Raw genomic sequence first — 24,752 nt, 5'->3', positions numbered from 1 at the left:
TCTCGGGCGTACGGCTGCGTACCAGCCGAAGCTAGACCGGCCGCACGGCCCCGTACAGCCGCCCGCGGCCCGCGACGGGCGGAATCAGCCCGTCGGAACCGCCGGCTGCTCCTCCTCCGGGCGCGGTGCCCGGAACGTACGCCGGTAGGCCTGCGGCGAGACACCGATGGCGGCGTGCAGATGCCGGCGCAGGGACGCGCCGCCGGCGAAGCCGACGTGGCCGGCGACCAGGTCCACCGGCAGGTCGCTGGTCTCCAGCAGCTGGCGGGCGCGCAGCAGGCGCTGCTGGATGAGCCACCGGCCGGGGCTCAGGCCGGTCTCGTCGCGGAAGCGGCGGTTGAAGGTGCGCAGGCTCATCCCGGCGTGCTGGGCCAGCCGGGACAGCGTCAGCGGTTCGTCCAGGTGCTCCAGGGCCCACTGCTGGGTGGCCGCGGTGCCGGTCGCGGTCGGCGCGGGCACCGGCTGCTCGACGTACTGGGCCTGGCCGCCGTCGCGGAACGGCGGCACGACGCACTTGCGGGCCACGTGGTTGGCGAGCGTGCCGCCGTGGTCGGCGCGCACGATGTGCAGGCAGACGTCGATGCCGGAGGCGGCGCCGGACGAGGTCAGCACGTCACCGTCGTCGACGAAGAGCACGTCGGGGGTGAGCCGGACCTCCGGGAAGCGCCGCCGGAAGTCGTCGGTCAGCTGCCAGTGCGTGGTGGCCGGGCGGCCGTCCAGCAGTCCGGCGGCGGCCAGGACGTAGGCGCCGGTGCAGATGGACACGGTGCGCGTACCAGGCCGGACCGCCGCCAGCGCGGCGCGCACCGCGTCGGACGGCCCGTCGCCGAGGTGGTCCGGGGCGATGGAAGGGATCACCACCGTGTCCGCCGTGGCCAGCACCTCGGGTCCGTGCTCCACCACGACCGAGAAGTCGGCCCCGCAGCGCACCGGGCGCCCGTCGGCCGAGCAGGTCAGCACCTCGTAGCGCCCCCCGGCCGCGCCGAACACCCGGCCGGGGATGCCGAGTTCGAACGGATAGACCCCGTCCAGGGCCAGGACCACCACACGGTGCGTACGCTGCATGGCACGATCCTATCGGATGATGGCCATCGTGCCATTGTCGTGGCCTCCGGGGCCGGTGATGCTGGACGGCATGAACGAACACACCATGCGTGCCATCAGCCAGGACGTCACGGGCGGCCCCGAGATCCTGAAGGAGACCGAACTCCCGCGGCCCGAGCCGGGCGTCGGCCAGATCCAGATCGCGGTCCACGCCGCCGGGGTCAACCCCACCGACTGGAAGCACCGCGCGGACGGCCTCTTCGTCCGGACGCTGCCCCGCGTCCTGGGCTGGGACGTCTCCGGCGTCGTGACGGCGGTCGGCCTCGGCGTCACCCTGTTCGAGCCGGGTGACGAGGTCTTCGGCATGGTCCCGTACCCGTACGGCGTCGGTACCCACGCCGAGTACGTCACCGGCCCCGCGCGGGCCTTCGTGCCCAAGCCCGCCGCCCTCGACCACGTCCAGGCGGGCGCCCTGCCGCTGGCCGCGCTCACCGCGTACCAGGCCTTGGTGGACACCGCGGACGTACGGCCCGGCCAGCGCGTCCTGATCCACGCGGCGGCGGGCGGCGTCGGCCACCTCGCCGTACAGATCGCCAAGGCCAGGGGCGCCCACGTGATCGGCACGGCGAGCGCCGCCAAGCACGACTTCCTGCGCTCCCTCGGGGCCGACGAGGTGATCGATTACCGGGAGACCGACTTCGTCGAGGCCGCCGGTCCGGTCGACGTCGTCCTGGACGCCCTCGGCGGGGAGACCCTCACCCGCTCCCTGGGCGTGGTGCGCGAGGGCGGCACCGTCGTCTCGATCCTCGTCGGCAGCACCCCGGAGGACCGCGCGAAGGCCGCGGCGCGCGGGGTCCGCCTCGCGCTGATGATCGTCGAGGCCGACCACGCGGGCATGAGCGAGATCGCCGCCCTCGCCGCGGCGGGCACGCTGCGCGCGCACATCGCCGCGACCTTCCCGCTGGCGGAGGCCGCGAAGGCGCACGCGATGGGCGAGAGCGGCCGTACCCAGGGCAAGATCGTCCTAGAGGTGAGGTGACGGAGCGCCGCTACCGGCCGGCGGCTACCCGCGCGCCGGCCGGTCCCGGCGGTGGACGACACCTTTCGTCACCAGCCGGCCGTCCGCGAAGCACACCTGATAGGCCATGTCATCGGCGTACGGGCGGAGGTGGTAGTACTGGCAGCTGCGACCGGGCGGCGGTACGGGCGTGCCGTCCGGCGGTACGTCCACGGAGAAGAACGGCAGCCGCGACTGCACCGCCTCCTGGGCGTCCCCGGGACGCAGCCGGTCGTACGTCCCGCGGTCCAGCACCGACCAGGACGGGCTGATCAGCGCGAAGACCCCCATGAGCAGCAGCAGCCCGGTGAACAGCGCGGCCGGCACCGCCACGGTCTGCACCAGCCGCCGCCGCACCTGGTGCCGGGCGGACGCCAGTTCCCGCTGCGACACGCTCCACCGGGAGCTGTCGCCGGGGCCGCGCACCGGTGCCCGGCCGGCCGTCGGCAGCCGCGCCGCGACCTCGAACCCGCCCCCGGGCGCGGGGCCGGCGCGCAGTTCACCACCCGCGAGCCGGACCCGTTCGTCCAGCCCCACCAGCCCGTTGCCGCCGGAGACCGGGGCGGCGGACGGTGCCGTTCCGGGCGGCGGCGCGGCGTTGGTCACCGTCACGTCCAGCCACCGCCCCGCACCGGCCAGCCGCACCTCGACCGGCGCGCCCGGCGCGTGCTTCGTGGCGTTGGTCAGCCCCTCCTGGACCACGCGGTACACGGCCCGCGCGCCCATCACCGGCATGCCCTCCTCACCCGCCCCCGGCACGCCGTCCCGCCGCAGCGAGACCTCGACGCCCGAGGACCGGGCGCGTTCGACCAGGGCCTCGACGCTGTCGTCGGCGGGCAGCCGGGAGGGCCCGGCCCGGTCGTCGGTACGCAGTACGCCGATGATGTCGCGCAGGTGCTCGGCGGCCGCACCGGCCGCCGCCCGCAGCTCACCGACGGCCGCGCGCTGGTCCGGCGCCAGCCGCTCGTCGACCTCCAGCGCCCCGGCCCGCAGGGTGAGCAGCGCCAGTTCGTGGCCGAGCGAGTCGTGCATGTCCCCGGCGATCCGGGCCCGTTCGCGCAGACGGGTACGGTCGGCGACCGCCTGCTGTTCGCGCTCCATCCGCTCGGCGAGCTGCCAGCCCGTACGGACCAGCGCCGCGTACTGGCGGCGGCTGCGGCCGAGCAGCCACGGCAGGACGATGTTGAAGAGCAGGGTGAGCACGGCGGTGAACCACGGCCACATGGTGCGCACCAGGACGATGCTCAGCGGCAGGCCGACGGCCGCGACACCCGAGAAGAACCACAGGGAGGCACGGGCCCGTTCGACCCGCACCCCGGCGAGGTACGCCAGGACGGCCAGTGCGGTGGCGTACTCGAACGTGAACAGCTCCCGGGCCGTCGCGAACCCCAGCGCGACGGGCACGGCGAGCGCCACCAGCGGCCACCTGCGCCGCACCGCCACCGCCGCGGCCAGCAGCGGAATGCCGAGCACCGCCGTCCACATCCGTACCCGCGGCACCCCGTCGAAGGCCGCGGTCAGCGGCACCGACAGCGCCAGCCACAGGCAGACGTCCAGCAGCCGGGCGACCCACCAGGGACGTTCAGCGGCGGGCGGCGCCGGGCGCCGGAGACGAGTGAGCATGCCGCCAGCTTCGCCGACCTGACCTGTCCGGCGCCCCTGCCGAAAGTAAGGAAAGCGCCGCCGGGCGGGCCTCACGCGTCCTGTACCAGCCCCGCCTCGTACGCGAGGATCGCCGCCTGCACCCGGTTCTTCAGGCCCAGCCGGGCCAGGATCGCGCTGACGTACGCCTTGACCGTGCCCTCGACGAGGAACAGCCGCGCGGCGATCTCCGCGTTCGACAGCCCGGCGCCGACCAGCGCGAGCACCTCGCGTTCGCGTGCGGTCAGTTCCTCCGTACGGGACCGCGCGGCGGCCGCCTTGCCCAGCGCGCCGCCGCCGAACTGGCTGATGACGCGCCGCGCCACGGACGGCGAGAGGTACGCGCCGCCCTCGGCGGCCGCCCGTACCCCGGTGATCAGCTCGCGCGGGTCGCCGGTCTTCAGCAGGAAGCCGCTGGCGCCGGAGCCCAGGGCCCCGGCCACGTACTCGTCCTCGGAGAAGGTCGTCAGCATCACCACCGCCGTCTCCGGGAGCGCGCGGCGCAGTTCGGCCGCGGCGCCCAGGCCGTCCAGCCGCGGCATCCGGATGTCCAGCAGGCACACGTCGGGCCGGTGCCGCAGCGCCAGCTCCACCGCTTCCCGCCCGTCGGCCGCCTCCGCGACCACCTCGACACCGGGCGAGGCGGCGAGGATGGCCCGCACCCCTGCCCGGATCATCGCCTCGTCGTCCGCCAGCAGCACCCGGACGTCCGCCCCCGCATCGCTCATACGCGTCACCTTAGCCAGCCGCCCCGCGGCACCCGCCGCCGGGCACATGGAAGGGCGGTGTCCGAAGGGAGGTTGGGAGCCTCCGGACACCGCCCGGTCGTAGGGGCGTGCTGCCCCGGGAGGACCGGCCGCCCCGTCAGGGAGCGGCCGGTGCCGCGCCTACTTCACCGCGACGCCCGTCCACGCCGCCTCGACGCCCTTGACCTCGGCGCTGTCCGCGCCGTACAGGTCGGTGGCCGCCTTGACGGTCGCCTCGCGGGCGCCCTTGTAGTCGGTGTTGGAGGTCATGTACGTGGTCAGGGCCTTGAACCAGATCTTCTCGGCCTTGTCCCGGCCGATGCCCTCGACCTTCTTGCCGTCCGCGGTCGGGCTGTCGTACGTGACGCCGCCGATCTCCTTGGTGCCGCTGCCCTCGGACAGCAGGTAGAAGAAGTGGTTGGCGATGCCGGAGGAGTAGTGCACGTCGACGTTGCCGGCGTCCGGGGTCCAGCTGTCCAGGGACTGGCCGTCCTTGGAGGGCTTGTCCATGTAGCGCAGCGGCTTGCCGTCACCGGCGATGTCGATCTTCTCGCCGATGAGGTAGTCGCCGGCGTCCTCCTTGTTCTTGGCGAAGAACTCCACGGAGGTGCCGAAGATGTCCGAGGTGGCCTCGTTCAGGCCGCCGGACTCGCCGCTGTAGGTGAGGTTGGCGGTGGCCGAGGTGACGCCGTGGCTCATCTCGTGGGCCGCGACGTCGATCGAGGTGAGCGGCTTCTTGTTGCCCTCGCCGTCGCCGTACGTCATGCAGAAGCAGCTGTCGTCCCAGAACGCGTTGGAGTAGTTCTGGCCGTAGTGGACGCGGGAGGTCGCGCCCTTGCCGTCGCCCTTGATGCCCGCGCGGCCGTGCACGTTCTTGTAGTAGTCCCAGGTCACCTGGGCGCCGTAGGCGGCGTCGACGGCGGCGGTCTCGGGGTCGTCGGCCTTGCCGTTGCCCCACTTGTCGTCCTTGTTGGTGAACAGCTTGCCTTCGCCGCTCTCGCTGCCGCTCAGGTTGAACGTCGAGTGGCCGCCGCGGGCGTCGTCGGTCAGCTCGTAGCCGCTGCCGCCCTTCTTGGAGCCGATCTCGACGGAACCGCTGTACGCGGAGGTGCCGGCGCCGTTCTCGATGCCCTGGTACTGGAAGAGCTTCTTGCCGGTGTCGGCATCGGTGATGACGTGCAGCTGGTTGGGCGTGCCGTCCTTCTGGAAGCCGCCGACCACCGTGTCGTACGCGAGGACCGGCTTGCCGGAGGCGGCCCAGACGACCTTCTTGGGCGTCACGGCGGCGGCCTGCTGGGCGCCGAAGGACTTCGCGGTGCCCTGGGCGGCCTGCGCGGCGGCCTTCGGGGCGATTCTCGGGGTGGTGGAGGCCACGGCGATCTTCGCGCTGTTGGCCTTGGTGGTGCTCTTGAGCGCACCGTCCTTGGCCCGGTGCACGATCAGGTCGCCACCGAGGACGGGCAGTCCGGCGAAGGTGCGGTCGTAGCGGGTGTGGGTGGTGCCGTCGGCGTCCTTCACGACGTCCTTGACGACGAGCTTCTCCTGGGCGCTCAGGCCCAGTTCCTGCGCCGCCCGGGCCTTGGTGGCACTGGCGTCGCGCAGCAGTTCGGCGCGGTGCGAGGCGGTCAGCTGGACGGGCGAGGCCGCCGCGGCCCTGGCGGTGCTGTCGGGGCCTGTGGGGGAGGCGCCCGCGGTACCGGCCGTGACGGCCCCGGCTATCAGGGCGCCGGCCGCCGCCAGGGAGATACCGGTGATACGTGCCTTACGGGAAATGTGGGGGGACACGTGTGTGCTCCTTCGACTTTGCCAAGGGTGGGGGTGCAAAGCGATGCGGTGTGACTTGAGGGGGAAGACTGCCATTCGAACGCGTGCATGTCAGGACGCGATCCGGAAGTTGGCCAAAAATCGTCCGTAGAGCGAACATCACTGTTCGTATACCGGAGCTGCACCCAACGGAACGGGCGTCGCCCCTGGTGAGGAGCGACGCCCGCCGCGTGAAAGCTGAACTCCCGGCCCGGCCGCTGCGGTTGGCCCCCGCGCGGCCCGCCGTCAGCTCAGAAGGTCAGCTTCCAGCTGTTGATGTAGCCGGTGTCCTGCTGGTAGACGTCCCGGACCCGCAGGTTCCAGGTGCCCTCCGCCTTCTCGGAGGAGGCGTCGACGGTGTACGTGGTCTTCACGTTCTCCGTCGAGTCGGCCGCATTGGAGTTCTTCAGCCGGTAGGCGGTGCCGTCCGGGGCCACCAGGTCGATCACCAGGTCGCCGCGGTAGGTGTGCACGATGTCCACGCCGACCTTGAGGGTGCTCGGCGCATTGCCCGCCCTGGTCACCTTGACCGGCGAGTTGACCGCGCTGCCCGCGTCCGGGATCTGTACGTCGTCGGTGTTCTCGAAGACGTCACCGCCACTGGCCGGATTGACGGTCCAGGTGAAGCTGGTGGTGCCGGTCTTGTTCGCGGAGTCGGTGACGGTGACCGTCACGTTGCCGGTGCCCGCGGTGGTCGGGGTGCCCGAGATCAGCCCGGAGTCCTGGTTGATGCTCAGCCCGGCCGGCAGCCCGGTGGCCGCGTACTTCAGCGCGCCCGCGTTGCTGCTGGTGGCCTTGATCTGGAGGCTGGCGGGCTGGCCGACGGTGCTGGTCTGGTTGCCCGGGTTGGTGACGCTGACGCCGGAGTCCGGGACGCGCTGGCCGACGTTGACCGCCGCCCAGGTGTTGGCGACCGTGTTGTACGTGGCGCTGCCCTGGCCGAACAGCTCGGCGGCGGCGGACAGCGTCGCGGTGCGGGCGGCCGCGTAATTGGTGTTCGCGTTCATGTACTTGGTCAGCGCGGAGAACCAGATCTTCTCGGCGTTGGCGCGGCCGATGCCGGGCACCGGCAGGTTGTCGTAGGTCGGGCTGTCGTAGTGGACGCCGTTGATGTCCTTGGGCCCGCTGCCCTCGGCCAGCAGGTAGAAGAAGTGGTTGGCGACGCCGGAGGAGTAGTGGACGTCGATGCCGCCGATGCCGGAGTACCAGTAGTCCTTGGACCGGCCGTCCTTGCTGGGCTTGTCCATGTAGCGCAGCGGCGTGCCGTTGCCGTTGATGTTGATCTTCTCGCCGACGAGGTAGTCACCGACGTCGCTGGGGTTGTCGGCGTTGAACTCGACGGCCGCGGCGAAGATGTCCGAGGTGCCCTCGTTCAGACCGCCGGGCTCACCGCTGTAGGTGAGGTTGGCGGTGGCCGAGGTGACGCCGTGGGTCATCTCGTGCGCCGCGACGTCGATGGAGGTCAGCGGCTTGACGTTGCCGCTGCCGTCGCCGTACGTCATGCAGAAGCAGCTGTCCTGCCAGAACGCGTTGACGTAGTTGTTGCCGTAGTGCACCCGGCTGTACGCGCCGACACCGTCGCCCCTGATGCCGCTGCGGCCGTGCACGTTCTTGTAGTAGTCCCAGGTCAGCGCCGCGCCGTAGTGCGCGTCCACGCCGGCGGTCTGGGCGTTCTGCGGGGTGCCGTCGCCCCACACGTCGTCCGGGTCGGTGAACAGCGTGCCGGTGCCGGAGGTGCCGCGGTTGAGGTTGTAGGTCTTGTGGTTGCCGCGGGTGGTGTCGGTCAGCGTGTACGAGGGAGCGGTGCCCAGGGTGACCTGGCCGCTGTACATGCTGTTGCCGGTGCCCTCCTGGACGCCCTGCCACTCGGTCAGCTTCTCGCCGGTGACCGCGTTCGTGATCACGTGCAGCTCGTTGGGCGTGGTGCCGTCCTCCTGGACGCCGCCGACGACCGTCTCGTACGCCAGGACCGGCTTGCCGTCGGCGACCCAGATCACCTTGCGCGGCGCGCGGGCCTCGGACTTCTTCGCCCCCTGCGCCTTCGACGCCTTCAGCGCCTTGTCCTCGGCGGCGGCGGGCGCCAGCTTCGGGGTGGTGGCCGGCACGTCGAGCTGCGACCGTACGTCCTTCGAGACGCCGCGCAGCGCGCCGTTCGCCGCCTCGTGGACGACCAGGCCGCCGCCGAGCACCGGCAGTCCCGCGTAGGTGCGCTCGTAACGGGTGTGCACACTGCCGTTGACGTCCTTGACGACGTCCCGGACGACCAGCTTCTCCTTGGGGCCGAGCTTGAGCTGCTCGGCGGTCTCGGCGGTGGTGGCCCTGGCTTCCCGCAGCAGTTCCGCACGCTGCGCCGGGGTCAGCTGGGCGGGCAGCGCGCCCGGGTCGGGCTGCGCGTGGACCTGGCCGGGCCGGGGAGCGGCGGCCGTGCCGGCGCCTGCCTGCACGGTCACGGTCAGCATCGCGGCCATGGCGACCACGGCGCCGGTCGCGACGGCGCGCCTATGGGGGGTGCGTCTCACACTGACTCCTTCTGCGGTGGCCGCGACCGGTGGGTGGGCGGCCGAGGGGGACCGGGCGGCGGAGTGACCGTCCGGGCAGAGCGAGGCAGAACACGTGGAACGTGTGGGGGGAGGCACCAGGTGCGGGTGGTCCGGGCCTTCGAGCGTCGAGCGAGCCGTGACAGCGGAGTGGTGCACTGTGGGGCTCCGCGTAACGGATGCGGGGAAGAGTGCCACCTGAGGGGCGCGATTGTCAGTGGCCGGTCCCTAGTTGGCCGGAAAACGTCCGTAGAGCGGGGGCCGGGGTCCGTATACAGGACGTGACGGTACGGCCGGACCCACCGGCCCCACGCCCCACGGACGGCCCCGCACGCCGCGGCGCGCCCCGGCCCGTACCCGCCGGTCCTCGTACGATGCCCGAGTCCGGCTGCCCGGCCGGCCCGGACGGCCCGGGCGCATACACGGTCGCGCGAGCGCCGGCCCTCCGGCACGGGGGAGAACCGCCGTCTTCGGCCACCCGCGGCGCGCCCGGCCGGCACCGGCCCGGCCGAAACCGGGGTGCGGCGGCGCACCGCGCCCGGCAGGATCGGGCGGTCGAAAGGAACCGGATGACCACCGAACGCATCACCCCGCCGCTGCGCGCGGGCGAGCGCGAAACCCTGCGCGCCTACCTCGACTTCCACCGCGCGACGCTCGCCATGAAGTGTGACGGCCTGACCGACGGGGAACTGCGCGGCCGCTCGATGCCGCCGTCCACCCTCAGCCTGCTCGGCCTGGTACGGCACCTGGCGGAGGTGGAGCGCACCTGGTTCCGGCGGGTGGTCGGCCAGGAGGACGTCCCCCTGGTGTGGTCGCCCGACGGCGACTTCCAGGCGGCGTACGAGCCCGGTACGGCCACCCGCGAGGAAGCGTTCGCCGCCTGGCAGGCCGAGGTGGAGCACGCCCGCCGTATCGAGAGCGCCGTCCCCTCGCTGGACGCGACGGTCTACGCGCCCCGCTGGGGCGCCGATGTGTCCCTGCGCGTCGTGCTGCTCCACGTCATCCTCGAATACGCCCGCCACAACGGCCACGCCGACTTCCTGCGCGAAGGCATCGACGGCGTGGTGGGGCCCTGAGAGCCGGCGTCCCGAGGAGTCGCCGTACGCACGGCCCCGGCCGCCCCGCATGCACGCATCCTTCAGTCGCGCCCTGCCCGGTGGAACAAATCTGCACATCGCCCGGAGCGCGCTACCGCCGCGGTCGCACGGCCCGACAGAATTCCGTCAGATCACCGCCCGGCCGCAGGCATTCCCACCCGGCTGACACCCGCACGCTGAACGGGGACCGTTCTTCTTCTCTCCTTTCATCCGTCGTCCGAGGGGAAAACCGGGAATCCGGCGGCAGTACGACGATGACCGCGACGACCACGAACGGAAGTGATCCAGGGTGACCGCCGATATCGCTGCCAACAACGAGCTGAGTCCGGCCGCTGCGAAAGGACGCATGCTGGACTTTCAGAACGGCCTGAGGATGGCGCATCTGCTGTACGTCGTCGCCGAACTGGGGGTGGCCGATCAGCTCGCCGACGGCCCGCTGCCGGTCGACGAGATCGCCAAGCGCGTCGACGCGCATCCGGGCGCCCTGTACCGCGGCCTGCGGGCCATCGCGGGACAGGGCGTCTTCACCGAGGTGGCGCCCAGCACCTTCGCGCTCAACCCCATGGCCGAGACGCTGCGCTCGGACGTCCCCGGCTCGCTGCGGGACCACTTCCGGTACGAGGGCCTGCCGGCGCTCCAGCAGGCGTACGCCGCGCTCGGGCACAGCATCCGGACCGGGCAGAGCGCCTTCGAGCATGTGCACGGTACCGACCTGTTCTCGTACCTGACCGCCCGCCCGGAACTGGGGGAGGTGTTCAACAGCGCGATGGGGGAAATCGTCCGTCACCTCCAGAGCGTCGCGGTCGAGGCGTACGACCTGTCCGGAATCCGGCAGATCGTGGACATCGGCGGCGGCCACGGATATCTGGTGGCCCGCATCCTGCAACGCTATCCGGAAATGCGCGGTGTGGTGTTCGACCTCCCGGAAGTCGCGCCGGGAGCCGTCAAGGTGCTCACCGAGGCCGGCGTCGTCGACCGCGCCGAGACGGCCGCCGGCGATTATCTGGCCGCGGTCCCCGCCGGGGCCGACGCGTATGTCATTTCGCACGTGGTGCATCAATTGAGCGACGCCGAGGCGACCACCGTGCTGAAGAACATCCGCGAGGTCATGGACCCGGCCGGCCGGGTCGTCATCCTCGACCCGGTGATTCCGGAGGGTGACGTCCCGCACCCCGGGAAATTCCTGGACATCGTGATGATGGCCCTGACCACGGGGCGGGAGCGCACGGAGGCCGAGTTCGCGGCCCTGTTCCGGGCGGCCGGGCTGCGCCATGTGGAGACGGTGGCACTCTCGGCGCCGTCCAGCGTCATCGTGGCCGCGGCCGACTGACGCAGCAGACAGCAGACAGCAGGCGGCAGACAGATCGGAAGGCAGATCAGCAGACAGATCAGCAGACAGGGAACAGGGCCTCCTGGCCGCTCGGGTCCGCCACACCGCCCGGGCACCAGGAGGCCCTGTCCTCGTCCGGCTCAGACCCCCAGCACCGCCCGGGCGGTGAGGAAGTAGATCACCAGCCCGGTGGCGTCCACCAGCGTCGTGACCATGGGTGCCGAGACCACCGCCGGATCGATGTGCAGGCGCTTGGCCAGCAGCGGCATGGTGCCGCCGACGGTCGCCGCCCACCCGCAGACGAGTACCAGCGCGACGCCGACCACGAGAGCGATGCGCGCGCCCACGAACGCCGTACCGAGCGCCACCCCGAGGACCGCCAGCATCGTGCCGAGCACGACCCCCACCCGGCACTCGCGCCAGATGATCGCGGGCAGGTCGGAGCTGCGTATCTCGCCCACCGCCAGCGCGCGTACGGCGGTGGTCGCCGCCTGCGCCCCCGCGTTCCCGCCGGTGCCGATCAGCATCGGGATGAACATGGCGAGCTGGGTGACCTTCTCAAGGGTGCTCTCGAACGCCTGGGTCACCGTCACGGTGAGCGTCGCGGCCAGCAGCAGGAGCAGGAGCCAGACGACCCTGTAGCGCGCGACCTGCCACACCGTCGCCGCCATGTAGTGCCCGCTCCACGGAGCCGACCCCGACTGCCGCGCCACGTCCTCCGTGTCGGCCTCCTCGATCACCTCGACCGCGTCGTCGATGGTGAGCAGCCCGACCAGCCGTTCCTCACTGTCGACGACGGGCAGGTCCAGGGTGTTCGTCTCACGCATCAGACGCGCCGCGTGCTCCGCGGAGTCGGCGGCGTGGGCGCGGGGGGCGTCCGGGACGACGAGGTCGCGGACGTCGCGGCCCAGTGGACTGAGCACCAGCTCCCGCAGCTCGACGACGCCGGTCAGCCGGCGCCCGGCGTCCACCACGGGCAGCGTGTAGATGGTCTCGGCGCCGGCGCCCTTGGCGCGGACGATCTCCAGCGCCTGCTGGACGGTCGAGCGCTGGTCCAGCACGACCACCTCGGGCGTCATGTAGCGCCCTACGGAGCCCTCCGGGTAGCCCAGGAGGGCGGCGGTCACCTGGCGTTCGTGCGCGCCGAGCCCCGCCAGGACCCGCTGGACCACCTTGGCCGGGGCCTCGCGGAGCATCCGTACCCGGTCGTCGGGGTCCAGCTCCCCGACCAGTTCACGGAAGGCCACGTCCCGCAGCCCCATCAGGATGGCCTGCTGGTCGACGGGCTCCAGTTCCTCGAAGACCCGGATGGCCTCGTCCTTGTCCAGGAGCCGGAAGGCCACGACCGCGTCGACGGCGTGCATACGGGCCAGTTCGTCGGCGATGACATGGGGCGGGCGCTGGCCCAGCAAGCGCTGGGCGCCGCGCAGGTCGTGGCGTTCCAGAGCGTCCTGGAGGTCGGTGGGCAGGGCGTCGTCGGGCAGCTGGGTGTACGTCATGACAGGAGTCACCTCGGCAGGTGGTACGACGGAGTTCCGCTACGGAGCGAGGCGCGTACCGACGCCGTGCCCGCCGGGCGGCGGGCCGGCCGGGCCGGTTCACTCCATGCCGAAGTGCGGAACGCCGGTACGCGAGGTTGGACTGGGAGGTTCGCTCTGCATGGCGAACCACCTCCCTCCACTGCGTACGGGCTCGAACTCGTGCCATGACAGGGTGGTGCTGCCGTGCGGTGGGCAGGTTCTGCCCGGAACACCCGGAACCGGCTCACCGGAGCCGTACGGCCGCTGTCAGGCTCGGGCGACCAGCGCGAACGGCACGCCGGACGGGTCCTCCAGCACGGCGACCCGGCCGACACCGGTCACGTCGGCGGGGGCGGAGACGACGGTGCCGCCCAGCGAGGCGGCCGTCGCCGCCGCGGTGTCGGCGTCCTCGACACCGAAGTGCAGGGTCCAGCCCGGCGCGGCCGCGCGCCCGCTGGTCAGGCCGCCGAATTCCACCGTGTCGCCGGCCGCCGTGACACGCGTGACGTCGCCTGCCGCCGGCGGCACGTGCGTCCAGCCGAAGACCTGGGCGTAGAACGCGGCGGAGCTGCCGGTGTCCGGGGTGCCGAGTCCGGACCAGGACGGTGTGCCGGGCTCGCGCACCAGGCCGGACCCGGGGTGCTTGTCCGGCTCCCAGGCGCCGAAGACCGCCCCGTCGGGGTCCTGGTAGACGGCGGCGCTGCCGGCGACCGACACCTTCCGCGGCGGGCTGACCACGCTGCCGCCGGCCGCCTCCACCGCCTTCGTCGTCGCCGTCAGGTCGTCCGACATGAAGTAGACGCTCCAGCCGGCCGAGTGCTCCTCGCCCTCCTTGAGCTTGATCGCGCCGACGATCTTCTCCCCGCGCAGGGTGAAGTTCACGTAGCCGCCGGGCAGTTCGAGGGATTCCCAGCCGAAGAGGGAGCTGTAGAAGGAGCGCGCGGCGGCGACGTCGGGAGTGTCGAGGTCCGCCCAGCACGGTGCGCCCGGAAGGTGGCGAGTGATCTTCATCGTTCTCTCCTCATACTGCGACGATCGGTCTCCGGCGGTGAGCCGCTCGGCGGCTCGGCCCGACCAGCGTGGCGGCCCCCTGCGGCGCGGCTCCAGCCGCAGCCGGTAACTCGTGGATTCCTTCCTTCGACCGGGCCGGTGCTGAAGATTTCGCTCACCGCGCGCCGGTGGATCCGGCCCCCGGTGAACGCCCGCGCCGGGACGCGCGAGGCCGGAGAGCTCCTCGGGGGCGGAGCTCTCCGGCCGGGCGGGGACGCGGACGGTCCGACGGGGCCGCTGGACCGGTCCCGTCGGCGGGCAGCGGCACCGACGGGGGCTGCCCGCCGCGTCCCGTACAGGGGCGGAGGCGGTCACCGGCCTCCGCCGGATGCGGCGGCCACGGCCCGGGCGCCCCGCACCACGCGTTCGGCCTGGACGCGGGCCGCGTTACGGGTGACGTCACCGACCGGTACGGTGCCGCCGACGTCGTGATGCGCCGTCCCGTAAGGGGTGCCGTCGACGTACTTGCCCGGGTGGGTGAAGCCGGGCGCCACCACGATGCCGCCGACGTGGTGGAAGGAGTGCGTCAGGGCCGGCAGAGTCGGCTCGTCGCCTCCGTGCTGCTGCCCGTGGACGTGAAGCCGCTGTAGACCGTGCCGGCGAGCGCTCCCTCGCGCCAGGCGCCTCCCAGCGTGTCGATGAACTGTTTGAGCTGGACGGAGACGGTGCCGAACCGGGCCGGTGCCCCCACGAGGACGGCGTCGGCCCACACGGTGCCCCCGGCGTCGGCCAGGGGACGCAGGCTGTCGCAGCGGCGTCGGCGGCCCAGGCGGGCGGTGCCGCGACGACGTCCGGCGGTGCCGGTTTTGGGTCCTTGCGCAGCCGGACGTCGGCGCCCGCCTTCTCGGCCGTCTCCGCGATCTCGCGGGCGCTGTCGGCGACATGGCCGGTGGCCGGGTGATGGACCGCGGCGACCGACACCGCGCCCTTCATGGCGACACTCACCAGTCCGCCAGGTGCAGCACCTTCAGCGGCTCCCCGGCCCCCGTCGCGGGGGTGCCGGCGGCCGGGCGGGCGAACGCCCGGTTGTGGTACACGAGCGGTGCCCGGTCGTCCGCGTAGGTGTCCACGACGCGGCCGAGGAGGACGCTGTGGTCACCCGCGTCGACGACGGAGTGCGCCGTGCAGGCGATCCGGGCGCAGGCGCCGGGCGAACCGGGCAGCCCCAGTTCGCAGGGCGCCATGTTCCCCGCGGCGAACCGGTCGGCCCCGGACCGCGCGAAGCGCCGCGCGACCGCTTCCTGGTCGTGTGCCAGGACGTTGACCAGGAAGCGGCCGGCGGACGTGAACGCCTGGTGGGTGCTGGCGGTCTTGGCCAGGCAGACCAGCACGAGGGGCGGGTCCAGGGAGACGGACGTGAAGGAGTTGGCGGTGAATCCCCAGCGTCTTCCCGTGCCGTCGGCCGTGGTCACCACGGTCACCGGGCCGGGAACCCTGGCCATCGTGTGCGTCAGGGCGGTGCGTTCCATCGTGTCCCCTCCGGGGTCGTCGCGGGTCACGGCTGCAGACGGCCGGCACGCCATCCGTGGCCCTGGCGGTCGTAGCGCAGCCTGCGGTGCAGCCGCTCGGAGTCCGCGCACCAGAACTCCACGGCGACCGGAGCCAGCAGGTACCCGACGTAGTGGGCGGGTCGGGGCAGCGGCGTGCCGGTGGCGCCCAGCCGGGCCGCTTCGGCGCGCAGCGCCGCCACGGCCGCCGCGTCGTCGAACGGTTCGCTCTGCCGGGAGACCGCGGACATGGCGTGCATGGGCACCGGCCGGCCGAACCAGAGCGCGTCGGACCCGGCGTCGCCGAGCTGCGTCACCGGTCCGGAGAGGATGAGCTGCTGGCCGGTCTCGCGCCAGTAGAGCAGGCCGGACGCCCATCCGGTGGCGGCCAGTTCGGCGCCCTTCCGGCTGGTGCTGTGGCTGGCGAAGACCGGCCCTCGGTCGGTGAACTCGGTGATGGCCACGATGCGGTTGGAGGCCCGGCCCGCGCGGTCGGCGGTGGCCAGGGCGAGCGCACGGGGCTCCCGCACGCCGCGCGCGGCCGCCTCGGTGAGCCACCGGCGGGCGAGCGGCAGGGGATCGGCCGGCGGGTCGTCGTACTCGGGGAAGCCGAGGCCGACCTCACCGGTGAGGCTTTCGAACTGGCTGGTGTTCACGTGTCCTCGCTAGACGTAGAGGGTGCCGCTGGCCGCTATGGCGCCGTGACCGCCGACCCGCACGCTGCGGACGTGCTCGCCCGTGCCGTCCGCGGTCGCCAGCATGAGGGAGGGGCGGCCCATCTCGACCCCCTGGAGGATCTGCAGCTCCGCCCCGTACGGGCTGAGTCCGTGCCGGGCGAGGTGCAGGGCGAGCGGGCCGGCGGCCGATCCCGTCGCGGCGTCCTCGACCACCCCGTAGGCGGGCGAGAACATCCGTGTCCGCCAGTGGATCCCGTCGCCGGCGAAGCAGTTGGCCGCCATGTCCGGGAACCGGCTCAGCGCCCGGTGGTCCGGCTCCAGGGCGGACAGTGCCGCCACGCTCTCCAGCCCCACGAAGACGTGCCGGGGGCCGTTGCGGTAGATCTCGACCGGCGCCGTGGACCGTGCGACGCCGAGCGCCGCCAGTAGCTCGGCGCGCTGTGCGTACGGCTCCCACGTGGGGATCGGCTGTTCCATCCGTACGGCCGGGACGCCCTCGTCCTCGCGCAGCTCGAACGGGATCAGCCCCATGGCCGTCTCCAGCAGGAGCCGGTCCTCCTTCAGGGTGTGGCCCAGGGCCACCGCCGTGCCGAGCAAGGGGTGCCCTGCGAAGGGCAGTTCGTTGACCGGGGTGAAGATGCGGATGCGGGCGTCGCCGCCGCGCTCCGGCGGCAGGACGAAGGTGACCTCGGAGAGGTTCATCTCCCGGGCGATGCGCTGCATCGTCGCGGCGTCCAGGTCGGCGGCGTCGAAGAAGACGGCCACGGGATTGCCTTCGAGCGGACGCCGCGCGAAGGCGTCCACGACTAGGTATGCGTGCATGGTGCCTCTTCCCCCTGGGTGGATGTGATGGCTGCCCCCGCCGGCGTGAACACCGGCCCCAGGCCGTGGAGTCCGGGGTGTACGTACGCTCCTTCGACCATGGCCTCGATGCCGAACCCCGCCCGGTGGTCGGGCGGGCGGCCGATCAGCTCCGCGGCACGGTTCGCCGGCAGGACGGCCGGGCGGCCGGACTCCCAGAGCATGACCGCGCCCCAGCGGTTGTGCTGCCGGTCCGCCATCCAGAACTTCAGCCGCAGCCCGGGGACGTCGCACCAGGCGTCGGCGGCGCCGTCCCGCAGGTGGGCGCGCAGCGAGTCGATGGTCTGCGGAGAACCGTCGAGTTCCCACCAGGCGATGTCAGCCCGCACGGCCGAGCACCTCCCGTACGGTCTGCCCGACGATGCGCGGCCCGTCGACGGTGAGGACCGACTCGGCGTGGAACTGCATCGAGGCGAACCCCGGGCCGCGCAGGGCGTGCACCTGGCCGGTGTCCCGGTCCCGGCTGACCTCCACCGGCCCGATCCCCTCGACGTCCAGCTTGTCCTCGCCGCTGCGGGCGGCGAACGTGTTGTAGAAGCCGACGCGTTCACGGGAGCCGAACAGGTCGATCTCCCGCTGCACGCCCTGGTTCGGCACGTCCCGCCGGACCAGGCCGAGACCGAGGGACATGCTGAGCACCTGGTGGCTCAGGCACACCGCGACGAAGGGCCGGCGCAGCTCCAGCAGCTCCTCGACGGCCGCACGCAGATGACCGATCCTGGGGTCGGCGACGGCCCGGGGATCACCGGGGCCGGGGCCGAGCACCACCAGGTCGTGACCGCCGAAGGCGTACGGCTCGTCGAACCGGCTGACCGTCACCTCCAGGCCCTGCGCGCGCAGCTGGTGACCGATCATCGCGGTAAAGGTGTCCTCCGCGTCGACGACCAGTGCCTTGAGCCCCTCCAGCCCGGTGACCGTGGGCCGGCGGCCGGCCGAGTCCTGCAGCCAGAACTGGGCGATGCCGGCGTTGCGGCGGCTGAGGGCGGCGCGGACGTCCGGATGCGTACCGAAGCGGCGGGGGTGCCCGGCCTCCAGGGCGCCGAGCAGCCCGGCGGCCTTGGCGCGGGTCTCCGCGACCTCGGCGACCGGGTCGGAGTGGCGTACGAGCGTGGCGCCCACCCCGATGCGGACGCGGCCGTGCGCGTCGATGTCGGCGGTACGGATGAGGACGGCCGAGTCGAGGGAGCGCTCACCGCCGGCTTCCCGGCCGATCAGCGCGGCCACCCCGCTGTAGTAACCGCGGCCCTCGGGCTCGTACTTCCCGATGACGCGGGCCGCGCTCTCCAGCGGGCTGCCCGTGACGGTGGGGGCGAACATCGTCTCGTACAGGATCTCGCGCACGTCACGGCCGGTGCGCCCCTCGATGAAGTACTCCGTGTGGGCCAGCCGGGCCATCTCCTTGAGGTACGGGCCCAGGACCCGGCCGCCGCCCTCGCAGATGCGGGCCATCATCTTCAGCTCCTCGTCGACGACCATGTACAGCTCGTCGGTCTCCTTGCGGTCCGCGAGGAACTCGGTGACGCCCTCCAGCGTCGGCCCGGCGGGCGGGTACCGGTAGGTGCCGCTGACCGGGTTCATCACGGCCGTCCCGCCGCGCACCGAGATGTGGCGCTCGGGCGTGGCGCCGACGAAGGTCCGGCGGCCGGTGTGGATGAGGAAGGTCCAGTACGCCCCCTGCTCCCGCTCCAGCAGGCGCCGGAAGAACGCCAGCGCGCTGTGCGGCGAGTAGTCACCGAGGTCCGCCACGAACGAGCGCTTGATGACGAAGTTGGCGCCCGCGCCCGTGCCGATCTCGTCCGCGACCACCCGCCGTACGGTCTCGGCGTACTCCTCGTCGTCCACGTCGAAGCCATGGGCCGTCACGTGCGCCGGCGTGTCCGGGAGCCGTGCGAGGAGTTCGGACACGGGCACCGTGGCCTGGCTGCCGACCGACAGGGCGATGACCGGGCAGCCGTCGTCGGGCGCGGTGAACCCCCGCTCGGTGAGCTGCCGGTACGGCACCACGACCAGGACGTCGTGGTCCGTGCCGGACGGGCCGGCGCCCGCCTCGGTGAGCGGGATGTCCGCCAGCGTCCCGGGCAGTGTGACCTCTCCGGCCAGGACGTCGACGGTGTCCGGAGCCCCGGACTCCGGCCGGTGCAGCAGGGCGAACGCGGCCGGTTCCAGGTTCAGCACGCTGCGGAGCAGGCCGTCGGTGTCCGGGCCGCTCATGCGAACACCTCCGCGGACGGCAGGACCATCGCGCAGCGCTGCGCCGCGTAGTCCAGGGCGAGCCGGTGGTGGTTCTCGGAGAAGTCACCGAGCGCGTCGGCGGCCAGGAACGTCCGGAGGTCGTGCGTGAAGGCCTCCAGCGCTGTCGCCAGGATGCCGACGTGCGCGTACACACCGCACACGATCAGCTGGTCGCGGCCCGCCGCCCGCATGCGCTCCAGCAGGTCCGAGCGGAAGAAGGCGCTGTAGCGCCACTTGGTGAAGGTCCAGTCGCCCTCCGCCGGGGCCAGCTCCGGCGTCACCTCCCGGTCGGCCGGGTCGGTACGCATCCCCGGCCCCCAGAAGTCCTTCAGCAGCCCGCGCTGCTCGTCGGTCATCCGGCCGGGCTGCGCGGTGTACGCCACCGGCACTCCGAGAGCCGCGCAGCGCTCGCGCAGCGCGGCGGCGTTGTGGACCAGGCCGGTGCGCAGCGGGTCCGGCAGGGCGTGGAGGAAGTAGCGCTGCATGTCGTGGACGAGGAGGACGGCACGCTCCGGGCGCGGGGTCCACTGCGCGAGGTTCTCGGGCAGGCTCCCGGCCGTGGGCAGGGGGTACGACGCGATGGGGGGCAAGCCGGCCATGGGACGGTTCCTTTCGGGCGGTGCGGCCGAGACGGCGGTGGCGTTCACAGAGCGTCGGACCAGGCCGTGACGAGGGAGACGGCCTGCCGTGAGTTGAGGCGGGGGTCGCAGAAGGTGGTGTGGCGGCCGCCGGCCGAGCCGTACGCGGAGGCGTCGGCGACGCACTCGGTCACGTCGTCCGGGGTGGTTTCCAGGTGCAGTCCGCCGGCCGTACCGCCCGCGGCCGCCACCGCGCGCCGGAACCCGGCGACCTCCCGGGCCAAGGTGGTCAGCAGGCGGGTCTTCCGGCCGTCCGGGGTGGTGACGGTGTTGCCGTGCATCGGGTCGCACAGCCAGATCACCGGGTGGCCCGCGGAGCGGACCGCCGCCACCAGGGGCGGCAGGCGCTCGCCGACGGCGTCGGCGCCCATACGGGCGATCAGGGTGAGGCGGCCCGGTTCGCGGAGCGGGTCGAGCCGCTCGCACAGGGACGTGATCTCCTCGGTGGTCATGGCCGGGCCGACCTTGCAGGCCACCGGGTTCACGACGTCGGCGAGCAGGTCGACGTGGGCGCCGTCCAGCTGCCGGGTCCGTTCGCCGATCCACGGCCAGTGCGTGGAACCGAGCCAGCGCCTGCCGTCACCGACCTCGCGGATCATCGGGACCTCGTAGTCCAGGAGCAGCGCCTCATGGCTCGTCCACACCAGGGGCTCGATGCTCGGCCAGGCGCGCGGGGCCGGCGCGCGCCAGCCCAGGTGTTCCATGATGTCGCCGGCCGCCATGTAGCCGGTGAGGATGCGCAGCGGGTCCGGCCGCCGGCTCTCCGGGTCGGGTTCCGGGCTGTTGACCATGTGCCCGCGGTACACGGGCAGGACCAGGTCGCCGACCTGCTCGAAGGAGTGGGACCGCGGCTTGGCGAACTGTCCCGCGATGCGCCCGACCCGGACGACGGGCTTGCCGGTGACCAGCTTCAGCGTGGTGGCCAGCAGATCCAGCACGGCGGATTTTCGCCGGACGTGGTCCGCGGTGCACTCCTCCGGGTTCTCCGCGCAGTCGCCCGCCTGCACCACGTGTGCCTCGCCCGCGGCGACGGACGCCAGCAGCGACCTGAGCGTGTGCACGTCGTCCACGCGGACCAGCGGCGGGCGGGCGGCGACGATGTCCCGCACCCGCTGGACCTGTGAGAGATCGTTCCATTCGGGTTGTTGCAGGGCCTTGGCCCCTTGCATTCCGGTTAATGCGTGTCCCACGACTGTGCCCCCCGTGCGGCGAAAGGGATTTACGGCCGGATGGTGACGGGTCCGCGGTGTGCGGACGGCCCGTCAGGTGGGAATTCCCTCGCGTTCGATGCGCGGGACGTCGATGCCCAGCGAGCGGAACTGCTGGCACGGGTTCATGAACTCGCGCTGCTGCTTGATCTTCCCGTTCTCGAACAGGAAGGAGTGCAGGAAATGGTTGCGGTAGTGGCCTTCGGGATATCCGGGGAAGCGAATCTTTCCCGCTCCGTCGCATTCGGCCCAGAAGCGGTCCGGGTCCTGGGTGTCGAACACCTCGATGTTGAACCAGGCCCAGTCGGGAAAGCACTTCAGCGACCAGACGGCGTGTTCGCCCAGCCGGTCGCGGCCGCGGATGACGATCGGTTCGCCGCTTTCCGTGGTCCACAGGCCGCCGACACCGTCCTCCGTGAAGAGCAGGTGCCGTCGGAGCCGGTCTTCGCCGCGGGTGTGCAGGTACTGCTCGACGACGGCGCGGTTGCGGGAGCGCACCTCGGCCTCGTCGGCGGGGGTTCGGGGCTCGGCCATGACTGTCCTCAGCTGTGGGAGCGGGGGGTGGGGTCCGGGGTGTCCCGGGTCAGACGATGAAGCTGATGTCGCGGGGGTCCTGGCCGACCAGGGCGCGTCCGTAGACCTGCTCGGGGATGCCCATGCCGAAGCCGGCGTGCCGGCTGCCGACGTTGATGTCGCGCCAGAGCCGCTGCAGCGGGTTGGCCTCGTTGAAGGAGGCGGAGCCGTGCGCGGTCACCAGGGTGTCGACGGCCTCCCGGCACCACCGGCCGACCAGGGCGGACTCCAGCCGGTTGCGGGCCCGTACGTGCAGGTCGGTGTTGGTGCCGGCCCGGGCGTACCGGTCGACCGTGTCGGCGATGCGGGTGGCGACCAGCTTCGCCGTATCGATCTTCGAGGTGGCGTCGGCGAGATCGAGCTGGAAGGTCGGCGACTGGGTCTGGTCCCGGTAGGCCGAGCCCGCGACCGGACGGCTGGGGGCCTTGTCCCGGACGTGGGCGAGGGCGGCTTCGGCGCCGCCGATCAGCGAGCCGGTCAGCCCGATGGCGAACAGGCCGGTCAGGCTGTTGCGGTAGGGCAGGTCGGGATCGACCGTGCCGTCGGTCTCGCCGTTGAGGACGGGCAGGTAGGGCAGCAGCCGGTGGCGGGGGACGAACAGCCGGTCGGCGACGACGGTGTTGCTGCCGGTGCCGCGCATCCCGGCGAAGTGCCAGGTGTCCTTGACGGTGATCTCTTCGGCCGGCATCAGCGCGAAGTGGATGTCCGGGCGGCCCTCGGCGGTGGGGACGGCGATCAGGGCGCTGACCCACCGGGCGTGCAGGCTGCCGGAGACGTAGGCCCACTCGCCGCTGACGACGACGCCGCCGTCGGCCTGCTCGACGTCCTGCGCCGGCAGGCCCAGGACCAGCGCGCACGCGGCGTCGGGGTCGGTGCCCCACACCTCGTCGCCGGCGGCTGGGGGGAACAGCGACGCCACGAAGTTCCCGGCGTTCAGGACGCCCGCGATCCAGGCCGCGGAGCAGCACCCGCGGCCGAGCGCCACGGCGACCTCCAGGAGGGTGCGCATGTCCGCCTCGTAACCCCCGTAGCGGCGCGGCGTCCGCAGCCGCAGCAGGCCCGCCCCGGTCATGGCGGAAATGACCCGGGCGGAGACGCGGCGTTCACGTTCGCAGTCGGCGGCGTCCTCCCACAGCAGTTCCCGTAAACCCTCGGCCCGCTTCACGAGTTCGACACGGTCCGGGACCTGGACGGCGGTGGTGGCCACTGGATCTGACATTCCGCATCATTCCTTTCGGGGAGATCGGCTCGGGGGTCGGTGCCGAAACGCTAGACTTCCGAAATTGCCGGAGTCAAGAGCGTCAATTCCGGTGCGCAGAGAATTCAGAGAGCCGTGAAATGGCATGCCGTACCGGCACGGCGGCTTTCGTGCCGTGTTCGCTGTTTCGATGGTCCGACGGGTGGCCTTACGGGTCACACCCGGTGCTGTGGACCCTTTTCCCGCCGGTGGCGCAGATTGCCGATGACGACCCGTCCGACCGTGGCCGGGCGGAGCAGGATCGTGGGCGGCGAGAGCAGGGAACTGACCTTGACGAACTCCTGGGTGAGCGCCGAGTCGTGTTCCGCGGCGCTCATCAGCCGGCCGAAGTACGCGTTGCTGATGCGCACCGGCAGCGGGCGCGGGCCCGCCACCTCGGGGAGCGCGAGATCGCTGCCGACGGCCATCTGCCAGGCGACCTCGATGCGCCGGGCGGCCGTCTTGAAGAAGCGGCGCGGCAACTGCCCGACGCCCTGGGCCAGAGCTTCCCGCAGCGCACCGGCCTGGAGCGCGGCCGCGGACATCCCCTGGCCGTAGACGGGGTTGAAGCTGCAGAGCGCGTCCCCGAAGACCAGCAGCCCCTCGGGGAAGCGCGCCAGCCGCTCGTAACGGCGGCGCACGCTCGCCGGATAGCGGTGCGCGACCGGGTCGTCGAGCGGCTCGGCGGCGCACAGCACCTCGAAGACGTCCGGGGGCACGATGGGCTTGGCGAAGTCCAGGAACCCGCTCGGGTCGGTGGGCGGGTGGTGCCCGCCGTACCCGATCAGCGTCAGCATCCAGTGGTCCGCGCCGTGCTGCAGGAAGGTCGCCCCGGTCGGCCGCCCGGGGCGGGCCCCGACGATGACGACCTTCCGCCGGCCGAGAGCGCCCGGAGCCACCTTCAGGTTCCGGCTGACGTACTGGATGTCGATCGCGACCCGGTCCTCCCGCGGCTGGTCGTAGCCCAGCTCCGCCAGCCACCGCGCGGAGCGTCCGCCGCGGCCGGTCGCGTCGACGACGAGGTCCGCGGCGAGCTCCCGCTCCGCTCCGCCGTCGCGGTGCACCACGCGGGCGCCGACGACGCGCCGTCCGTCCGCGGTGCTGACGAGCCCGGCCGCTTCGCAGCGGTCGATGATCTCGACGTCGGGCAGCGCCCGCAGCCGGGCGCGTACCCGGCCTTCCAACTGGGGGCGGCTCGGCTGGAAGGTGGGGGTGGGATCCGCGTAACGGCCCTCCTGGCACAGCAGATGGCCTCCGGGAGCGAAGTGCATCTCGGTGGGCTCCCGGACGACCGGCACGCCGTCCGCCTCGAACTCCTCCAGCAGGCCCGGGAACATCTCCTGGAGCCACTTCGTGCCGGCGGGCAGTATCGCGTGCGCGTGGCGGCCCTGCGGCACCCCGCGCCGGTTGTCGTCCGTCTCCGGCAGCGTGTCCCGGTCCACCAGCGTCACCCGGTCGAACGTGCCGGACAGCACCCGGGCGGCGAAGAGCCCGCCGATGCTGGCCCCCAGCACCACGCAGTGGCTGCCCGGCGCCCTCGGGACGGACCCGCCGGAGCGGCCGCCGCGACGGGCGCGGGGCTCCTCCGGGGCGGGTGGGCGTGCGGTGTCGTCAGGCATGCGATTCCTCCGCTGTGGCTTGAGGGGTGGGGCGGGCGGGTGTCCGCGGGGCGAGCCGGGCGGTGTCACCGGTTTCGTGGCGGCGCGGCCGGCATGCGCGCGGCCGCGGACGGCGCGCAGGGCCCTGCTGCGGGAGACGGGGGCGGCGGTCGTGCCGGAGGGCGAAAAGAGCGGTCCACGTACCGGGATTGCCGCTCGGTGCTCCCCCTGGAAAGAGTCGGTGAACAGGAAGTCGCGAAGTGCTGGGCGAAGTGGCTGCTTCGGGCCGGCCGGCGCATCGTCGCGCGGGGCCGGATTACGTAACGCCTCGGAGGTACCCCGGCAGGCACGTTCCGTTGCCTTCGGAATGTCGCGCAGTCATGCATGGTGGCAGACCCGTGAGAAGGGTCGCCGGG

The 24,752-nt window shown here is 72.5% G+C and carries 20 protein-coding genes and 1 pseudogene; 3 read left to right on the top strand and 18 right to left on the bottom strand.

From position 1 onward, the window contains the following. Window positions 1-84: 84 nt before the first annotated feature. Entirely contained in the window at window positions 85-1,065 is a 981-nt protein-coding gene (locus tag AB0L45_RS15005) for a helix-turn-helix domain-containing protein (protein ID WP_365839765.1), read from the bottom strand. Between the two features lie 85 nt (window positions 1,066-1,150). Between AB0L45_RS15005 and AB0L45_RS15000 the strand changes: the two genes are divergently transcribed. Next, entirely contained in the window at window positions 1,151-2,083 is a 933-nt protein-coding gene (locus tag AB0L45_RS15000) for an NADP-dependent oxidoreductase (protein WP_365839936.1), read from the top strand. Window positions 2,084-2,107: 24 nt separating this feature from the next. Here the strand turns inward: AB0L45_RS15000 and AB0L45_RS14995 are convergent, their stop codons facing one another. The 4 genes from AB0L45_RS14995 to AB0L45_RS14980 all read right to left on the bottom strand — a co-directional run bounded on the left by AB0L45_RS14995 (window position 2,108) and on the right by AB0L45_RS14980 (window position 8,810). Beyond that, window positions 2,108-3,724, bottom strand: a complete 1,617-nt coding sequence (locus tag AB0L45_RS14995) for a histidine kinase (protein ID WP_365839763.1) — start codon at window positions 3,722-3,724, stop codon at window positions 2,108-2,110. A 71-nt stretch (window positions 3,725-3,795) separates the two neighbouring features. Continuing rightward, window positions 3,796-4,470: a response regulator transcription factor gene (locus AB0L45_RS14990; RefSeq protein ID WP_365839761.1), complete on the bottom strand. Its 675-nt coding sequence runs from the start codon at window positions 4,468-4,470 to the stop codon at window positions 3,796-3,798. Window positions 4,471-4,629: 159 nt separating this feature from the next. Beyond that, window positions 4,630-6,273 carry a M4 family metallopeptidase gene (locus tag AB0L45_RS14985; RefSeq protein ID WP_365839759.1) on the bottom strand — a complete coding sequence of 548 codons (1,644 nt, stop codon included), beginning with the start codon at window positions 6,271-6,273 and terminating at the stop codon, window positions 4,630-4,632. 269 nt (window positions 6,274-6,542) lie between these two features. After that, window positions 6,543-8,810 (bottom strand): M4 family metallopeptidase, encoded by a 2,268-nt coding sequence (locus AB0L45_RS14980; protein ID WP_365839757.1) that lies wholly within the window; start codon window positions 8,808-8,810, stop codon window positions 6,543-6,545. A 587-nt stretch (window positions 8,811-9,397) separates the two neighbouring features. Between AB0L45_RS14980 and AB0L45_RS14975 the strand changes: the two genes are divergently transcribed. Continuing rightward, window positions 9,398-9,904 carry a DinB family protein gene (locus AB0L45_RS14975; protein WP_365839755.1) on the top strand — a complete coding sequence of 169 codons (507 nt, stop codon included), beginning with the start codon at window positions 9,398-9,400 and terminating at the stop codon, window positions 9,902-9,904. Window positions 9,905-10,271: 367 nt separating this feature from the next. After that, the gene (locus AB0L45_RS14970) at window positions 10,272-11,255 is read left to right on the top strand and encodes a methyltransferase (RefSeq protein ID WP_365839753.1); all 984 of its coding nucleotides are present in this window, start codon (window positions 10,272-10,274) and stop codon (window positions 11,253-11,255) included. Window positions 11,256-11,395: 140 nt separating this feature from the next. Here AB0L45_RS14970 and mgtE read toward each other — a convergent pair whose 3' ends face one another. The 13 genes and pseudogenes from mgtE to AB0L45_RS14905 form a co-directional block, all read right to left on the bottom strand. Beyond that, the gene (mgtE, locus tag AB0L45_RS14965; protein ID WP_365839751.1) at window positions 11,396-12,754 is read right to left on the bottom strand and encodes a magnesium transporter; all 1,359 of its coding nucleotides are present in this window, start codon (window positions 12,752-12,754) and stop codon (window positions 11,396-11,398) included. A 288-nt stretch (window positions 12,755-13,042) separates the two neighbouring features. After that, on the bottom strand, window positions 13,043-13,786 hold the full coding sequence (locus AB0L45_RS14960) for a VOC family protein (protein WP_365839749.1): 744 nt from the start codon (window positions 13,784-13,786) through the stop codon (window positions 13,043-13,045). Window positions 13,787-14,136: 350 nt separating this feature from the next. Next, window positions 14,137-14,758: pseudogene (locus tag AB0L45_RS14955) on the bottom strand (NAD(P)H-dependent oxidoreductase). 8 nt (window positions 14,759-14,766) lie between these two features. Further along, a complete protein-coding gene (locus AB0L45_RS14950; protein WP_365839747.1) occupies window positions 14,767-15,294 on the bottom strand; it encodes a flavin reductase family protein in 528 nt (175 codons plus the stop codon). Window positions 15,295-15,320: 26 nt separating this feature from the next. Continuing rightward, window positions 15,321-15,968, bottom strand: coding sequence for a phenazine biosynthesis FMN-dependent oxidase PhzG (phzG, locus tag AB0L45_RS14945; protein WP_365839745.1), 648 nt, complete (start codon window positions 15,966-15,968; stop codon window positions 15,321-15,323). Between the two features lie 9 nt (window positions 15,969-15,977). After that, a complete protein-coding gene (locus tag AB0L45_RS14940) occupies window positions 15,978-16,811 on the bottom strand; it encodes a PhzF family phenazine biosynthesis protein (RefSeq protein ID WP_365839743.1) in 834 nt (277 codons plus the stop codon). Continuing rightward, window positions 16,796-17,179 (bottom strand): hypothetical protein, encoded by a 384-nt coding sequence (locus tag AB0L45_RS14935; RefSeq protein ID WP_365839741.1) that lies wholly within the window; start codon window positions 17,177-17,179, stop codon window positions 16,796-16,798. Before AB0L45_RS14935 ends, AB0L45_RS14940 begins: the two co-directional genes overlap by 16 nt. Next, window positions 17,169-19,061, bottom strand: a complete 1,893-nt coding sequence (locus tag AB0L45_RS14930) for an anthranilate synthase family protein (protein WP_365839739.1) — start codon at window positions 19,059-19,061, stop codon at window positions 17,169-17,171. The genes AB0L45_RS14935 and AB0L45_RS14930 overlap by 11 nt, the downstream gene beginning before the upstream one ends. Next, window positions 19,058-19,681 (bottom strand): isochorismatase family protein, encoded by a 624-nt coding sequence (locus AB0L45_RS14925; RefSeq protein WP_365839737.1) that lies wholly within the window; start codon window positions 19,679-19,681, stop codon window positions 19,058-19,060. The genes AB0L45_RS14930 and AB0L45_RS14925 overlap by 4 nt, the downstream gene beginning before the upstream one ends. A gap of 44 nt (window positions 19,682-19,725) precedes the next feature. After that, window positions 19,726-20,910, bottom strand: a complete 1,185-nt coding sequence (locus tag AB0L45_RS14920; RefSeq protein ID WP_365839735.1) for a 3-deoxy-7-phosphoheptulonate synthase — start codon at window positions 20,908-20,910, stop codon at window positions 19,726-19,728. Between the two features lie 72 nt (window positions 20,911-20,982). Further along, a complete protein-coding gene (locus tag AB0L45_RS14915; protein ID WP_365839733.1) occupies window positions 20,983-21,462 on the bottom strand; it encodes a PhzA/PhzB family protein in 480 nt (159 codons plus the stop codon). Between the two features lie 49 nt (window positions 21,463-21,511). Continuing rightward, complete coding sequence (locus tag AB0L45_RS14910) at window positions 21,512-22,720, bottom strand: acyl-CoA dehydrogenase family protein (protein ID WP_365839731.1); 1,209 nt, start codon at window positions 22,718-22,720, stop codon at window positions 21,512-21,514. A gap of 194 nt (window positions 22,721-22,914) precedes the next feature. Beyond that, the gene (locus AB0L45_RS14905; protein ID WP_365839729.1) at window positions 22,915-24,357 is read right to left on the bottom strand and encodes an FAD-binding monooxygenase; all 1,443 of its coding nucleotides are present in this window, start codon (window positions 24,355-24,357) and stop codon (window positions 22,915-22,917) included. Window positions 24,358-24,752 lie beyond the last annotated feature (395 nt).

The organism is Streptomyces sp. NPDC052496 (assembly GCF_040679095.1).
Taxonomy (GTDB): domain Bacteria; phylum Actinomycetota; class Actinomycetes; order Streptomycetales; family Streptomycetaceae; genus Streptomyces.
The sequence above is the reverse complement of the archived record's forward strand: the minus strand, read 5'-3'. Positions and strand labels throughout refer to the sequence as shown.